The 4,371-nt window shown below is 68.9% G+C and carries 3 protein-coding genes; 1 reads left to right on the top strand and 2 read right to left on the bottom strand.

What is annotated here, in order from left to right; genetic code table 11:
* Positions 1 to 208 precede the first annotated feature (208 nt).
* Both A6A27_RS06435 and A6A27_RS06430 read right to left on the bottom strand, forming a co-directional pair.
* Positions 209 to 1,240, bottom strand: coding sequence for a glycoside hydrolase family 3 N-terminal domain-containing protein (locus tag A6A27_RS06435; RefSeq protein WP_198940211.1), 1,032 nt, complete (start codon positions 1,238 to 1,240; stop codon positions 209 to 211).
* 734 nt (positions 1,241 to 1,974) lie between these two features.
* Positions 1,975 to 2,493, bottom strand: a complete 519-nt coding sequence (locus tag A6A27_RS06430) for a pyridoxamine 5'-phosphate oxidase family protein (protein WP_073833621.1) — start codon at positions 2,491 to 2,493, stop codon at positions 1,975 to 1,977.
* Between the two features lie 663 nt (positions 2,494 to 3,156).
* Between A6A27_RS06430 and A6A27_RS06425 the strand changes: the two genes are divergently transcribed.
* Entirely contained in the window at positions 3,157 to 4,173 is a 1,017-nt protein-coding gene (locus A6A27_RS06425) for a 3-keto-disaccharide hydrolase (RefSeq protein ID WP_073833622.1), read from the top strand.
* Positions 4,174 to 4,371: the final 198 nt, after the last annotated feature.

Raw genomic sequence — 4,371 nt, 5'->3', positions numbered from 1 at the left:
CGCTGCCTGAACCGAGAATGACCAACAGGGTCTTCCATGCTGGCTCAGCGAAGTTAGCCAGCCCCGGCATGTGGCCCGCCGCCGCCAAGACCCACTTCGCTGCCGGCTGGCGGGCCGGCCCCCGCGCACCTGACTTGGGGGTGCTCGGCTCGTTCACGGGCCGGTTCGGGCGAGCGGAGCCGCGTCGGACGGCCGCCTCACCACACGGTCAGTGGAGACGGGCCCGCAGGTCGGCGATCCGATCCGCCGCGGCGATGAAGCCGGCGGCGTCGAGCTGGCCCCCGGTTTGGGCGTTGACCAGGGCGGCGGTGGCGGCTTCGCCCTGGCTGACGTCACGGGCGGAGCACAGGATGAGGTCCATGCCCGCGGTTGCGGCGGCGACCGCGCGCTGGCCGGTGCTGCCGTAAGGGGCCAGCGCACCGGCTTCCAGGGCGTCGGTGACGGTCACCCCGGTGAACCCGAGGCGGCCGCGCAGTTCCTGCCTGACCACTGTCGGCGACAGGCCGGCTGGGCGGTTCGGGTCCAGCGCGGGGTAGATGGCCCAGGACACCATGACGAGGTCGACGCCGATGGCGACGGCGGCGGAGTACGGGAACTCGTCGGTGCCGCGCAACGTGGCCAGCGACTGGGACAGGGTGATCGTCCGGGTGTCTGTGTTCTGGGCCGTTGCCGCCCATCCCAGCCCGGGGAAGTGCTTGGCGGTGGCGGCCACGCCGGTGCGCTGCTGGGCGGTGATGAACGCCCGACCCAAAGACGCGACGGTGTCGGGGTTCGCGCTGTAGGAGCGCTCATACTGGTCGATGAAGTTGCCCGCAGTGGAGTAGACGTCGAGAACCGGGGCGAGGTTGACGTTCATGCCCACTGCGGCGAGGGTGTGGCCGGCTCCGGTGCCCGCCGCGGCCGCCGCGGCCGCCGGATCGGCGGCCTGGCCGATCCGCTTCTCTGACAGCGCAGGCGCCCCCGGCAGCCTCCGGATCAGGCCACCCTCCTGGTCGACCATGAGCAGCAGCGGCACGTGGACCGGGCTTTGCGCCTGGGCTCGTCGCAACTGGGCGGCCACCGAGCTGATCTGGGCGGTGCTGGCGATGTTCTCCCCGAAGAAGATCACCCCGGCGGCCTCGCCGGCGCGGATGATCCTCAACAGGCTCTCCGGTGGCGTCAACCCGGGGTAGGAGTAGATGATTCGCTGCCCGGCCAGTTGCCACCTGGTGAGGCTGGCCGACCTGTCCGGCGCCGGCACGGACGGTACCGGCGCGGGTGACGTGTCGGGGGCCTGCGTGGGCAGCGGCGCGGTCGATGTGGACGGCGATGCCACCCGCCCGCCGCCCGACCCACCAGGCGCGGGCCGGATTGAGCGTGTCGTATCAGGGGCGGACGGCCCGGGCGTGGAGGCGTGCGAGGACTGGCAGGCGACCATGACAAGGCCGAGCGTCGCGGCCGCCAGAACGGTGCGAACCTTCGCCGCTGGGTACATGACCACCTCCGCGTAGCACGATCCCGGCGCGCCTGACGGACCCGACGATCAGTCGACGGTGACCGATCTACGGTGTCCGATCTCATTCGGTGGCGACGATGAACGGTGCATCCGCTCCGGCGGCGATCGCCAGCGCTGCGCCTGCCGGTATGGGTGCCTCCCTGTGTCACCGGACCCCGTGCGGCGGCTCTATCAATAAGAAGTATGTGCGGGATATCCGTCGGTGACCAGTCGCCCACATCATCGCCCTAGGCGGCCGTTGAGCTGAACCTTCCGCCGGCTCCGCGCTCTTGCCGATACGGGGCGCTCCCACAGCCCCGGGCTGCCGCGCGGGGCGCGGCGTTGGTGGAGCTGACCGTTCACGACCTGCTGGCCCAACGGTCAGATCCTCGCCGCGCAGACTGGCGCGACCGTTGGCCAACCTGCTGGAGCAGTCCGTCGATTTCGTCGTCGCGACCCGGCAGGCACGTCTCAAACGGCGGCTGCCGTACCAGCTTGGGTCACTTGGCGGTGAGCTTGTCGATGTCTGGGGCGTAGACGGTCATCCAGTGCGGGTGCAGCCGGTAGAAGACCACGTCGTTGTCCCAGTCGAAGGCGTCGTCGCCGTAGAAGTCCTTCAGGTACGTCAGCAGGTCTGGCCAGTCCGCGGCAGGCTCGCTGGCCTGAGGGTTGAGGATCTCCACCGTACCGTGCGTGAACACGCCCAGGTCCTCGCCACGCAGGTGCGCGACGCTGGCGGCCGGACGGGCGGCGAGGTGGCGGGCCTTGGCGGCGGTGCGCGCCGTTCCGAAATGCCACTTGCCGTGTAGGAAATGCCCGTCCACGCCGCTGATCCGTGGCTCGCCCTTCGCCGTCACGGTGGACAGGGCAAGTGTGCACATGCCGGTGAGCACCTGGGTGAGCTGCTCCGCGGTCAGGGTGCGCTCAGCGATGATCGAGCGGAGATGCGAGGTGGAGCGGGACAGGGAGGAGTCCAGGAGGCCCTGGAGCTCTTTGAGATCTTCCGGCGTTTCGCGCATCGAGTTCCTTATCCATTCGTAAGACCGGTTCACGTCCACCACGACGCCGACCGGTGAAACCATGTTCGATCAGAAACCTGACGCCTTGTGTCGTACTTCTTCAACCAGCCACGATCAATCGCGGGACGTCTCAACCCCATCATCGGGCCTTTCGAGCCGACCTCGATCGGGCGGTCCGAGGTGAGCCGCTGCCGCCGCCCCAAGCGGCGGGAGCATATCGCTCGGGTGAAGGGCGCCAGGGCCGTGGCGCACGTCATTTAGAGCGTTACGGATGGCGGGGCACGCCATCGGCGAAGCCGACGCGAAGCGCCCTCGACGCCGGCCGAGAGGCGTGGAGATTTGCTGGGCGCCGGGCTGTCGGTGTTCGTGTGCCCAGCGGCGGATCAAGGCGTTGCGGATCACGGACCGGCGAGTCGAAACAGGCACACAAGCCTGGCCTTCTTAGTCCCGGCTTTCCGTCGTCGGAGCAAAAGATGCGCGTATGGCAACCAAACTTCTTGATGTCTCGATGGAAAGAACCTAGGTTCGGATTAGCACTTGTCATGTGGCGCCCCCCCCGGGAGGCCCCGAGACCTCGCGGGGAACGAGAGGCCGATGCAGACGGACAGCCGACGCGCGAAAACCGGCAGCGCCGCCTCGATCGGTGAGACATGGAGGTTCAGCGTGGGTAGCAGGAAACGTTTCCTCGCGGGTACGGCGCTCCTCGCCGCCGCGGTCCTGAGCGGCGGTTTCGCGGCGGCGCCGGCGACCGCATCGCTACCGTCGTGCGTCGCGCCGGACAGCCGGCCAACCGTCCGCTTTCTCGACCACGACAGCGGCGTGGCGAACCGGACCGCCGACGGCGGCTGTTCGATCAACGACCTGATCGACGACGAGCGTGCCTGGGTCAACCATGGTGGGTTCGTGGCGCACGTGACGCACATCGCGCGCGATCTGGTCGGCGTCGACGTGATCACCACAGAGGAGGCCGCTTCGCTGACCGAAGCCGCGGCGCACTCCGACGTGGGTAGAACGACAGGCTACGTCAGCCTGTTCGACGGGACGACCGAGTCGTACGCGAACTGGGGCTACGTCGGCGGTCGCGGGTTCGCCCTGCGCGACGACGGGTCGATGGTTACGACCAACTCACCCACCGGCGGCGGCCTCGGCATGCTCTGGTACCGGGCCGCCCAGTTCGGCGACTTCTCACTGCGCCTGCAGTTCCGCGACGAGCGGGGCGGCGACGCGAACGCGCGATCGAACAGCGGCGTCCTCGTGCGGTTCCCCGGCGTCGACCCGGCCGCCAACCCCCAGTGCAAAACGAGCGATCCGGCATGGATTGCCGTGAACTGCGGCCACGAGATCCAGATCAACGACTCGCCGGAGATGGGCAGCAACGACCCGCGGAAGACCGGCTCCGTGTACGGGTTCGCCGACCTGGACCTCGCCCAGGCCCGCTCGACGGATAAGGGGGTCTGGAACGACCTCGAGATCCGGGTCGTCGGCCAGCACTACACCGTGATCCGTAACGGCGTGGTGATCAACGAGTTCGACAACGTGCCCGGCCTGCCGTTCCCGGGCCGTCCGACCGACCCGGGCACCAGTGGACGGCAGTACGCGCAGGGTTACGTCAGCCTGCAGAACCACGACGGCGGCTCGGTCATCGCCTTCCGCAACATACGGGTGCGGGACCTCGGCTGATCCTGGCCGGGTGCCTGCTTGTGGCAGCGGTGATCCGCCGGGCCAACCTGCTCGGCGGATCACGGCCCGGTGATCGTCGGGCAACGTGAGTGCCTGCACGTCCGTCACCGCGACGGAACCGCGCCCCGGACCGGTCCGGGGCGCGGTTCCCGAGAGGGCTCGGCACTAACTTGGTCTTTAACCTGCTGGGCGGTGGCA

The organism is Micromonospora sp. CB01531, from assembly GCF_001905095.1.
Taxonomy (GTDB): domain Bacteria; phylum Actinomycetota; class Actinomycetes; order Mycobacteriales; family Micromonosporaceae; genus Micromonospora.
The sequence above is the reverse complement of the archived record's forward strand: the minus strand, read 5'-3'. Positions and strand labels throughout refer to the sequence as shown.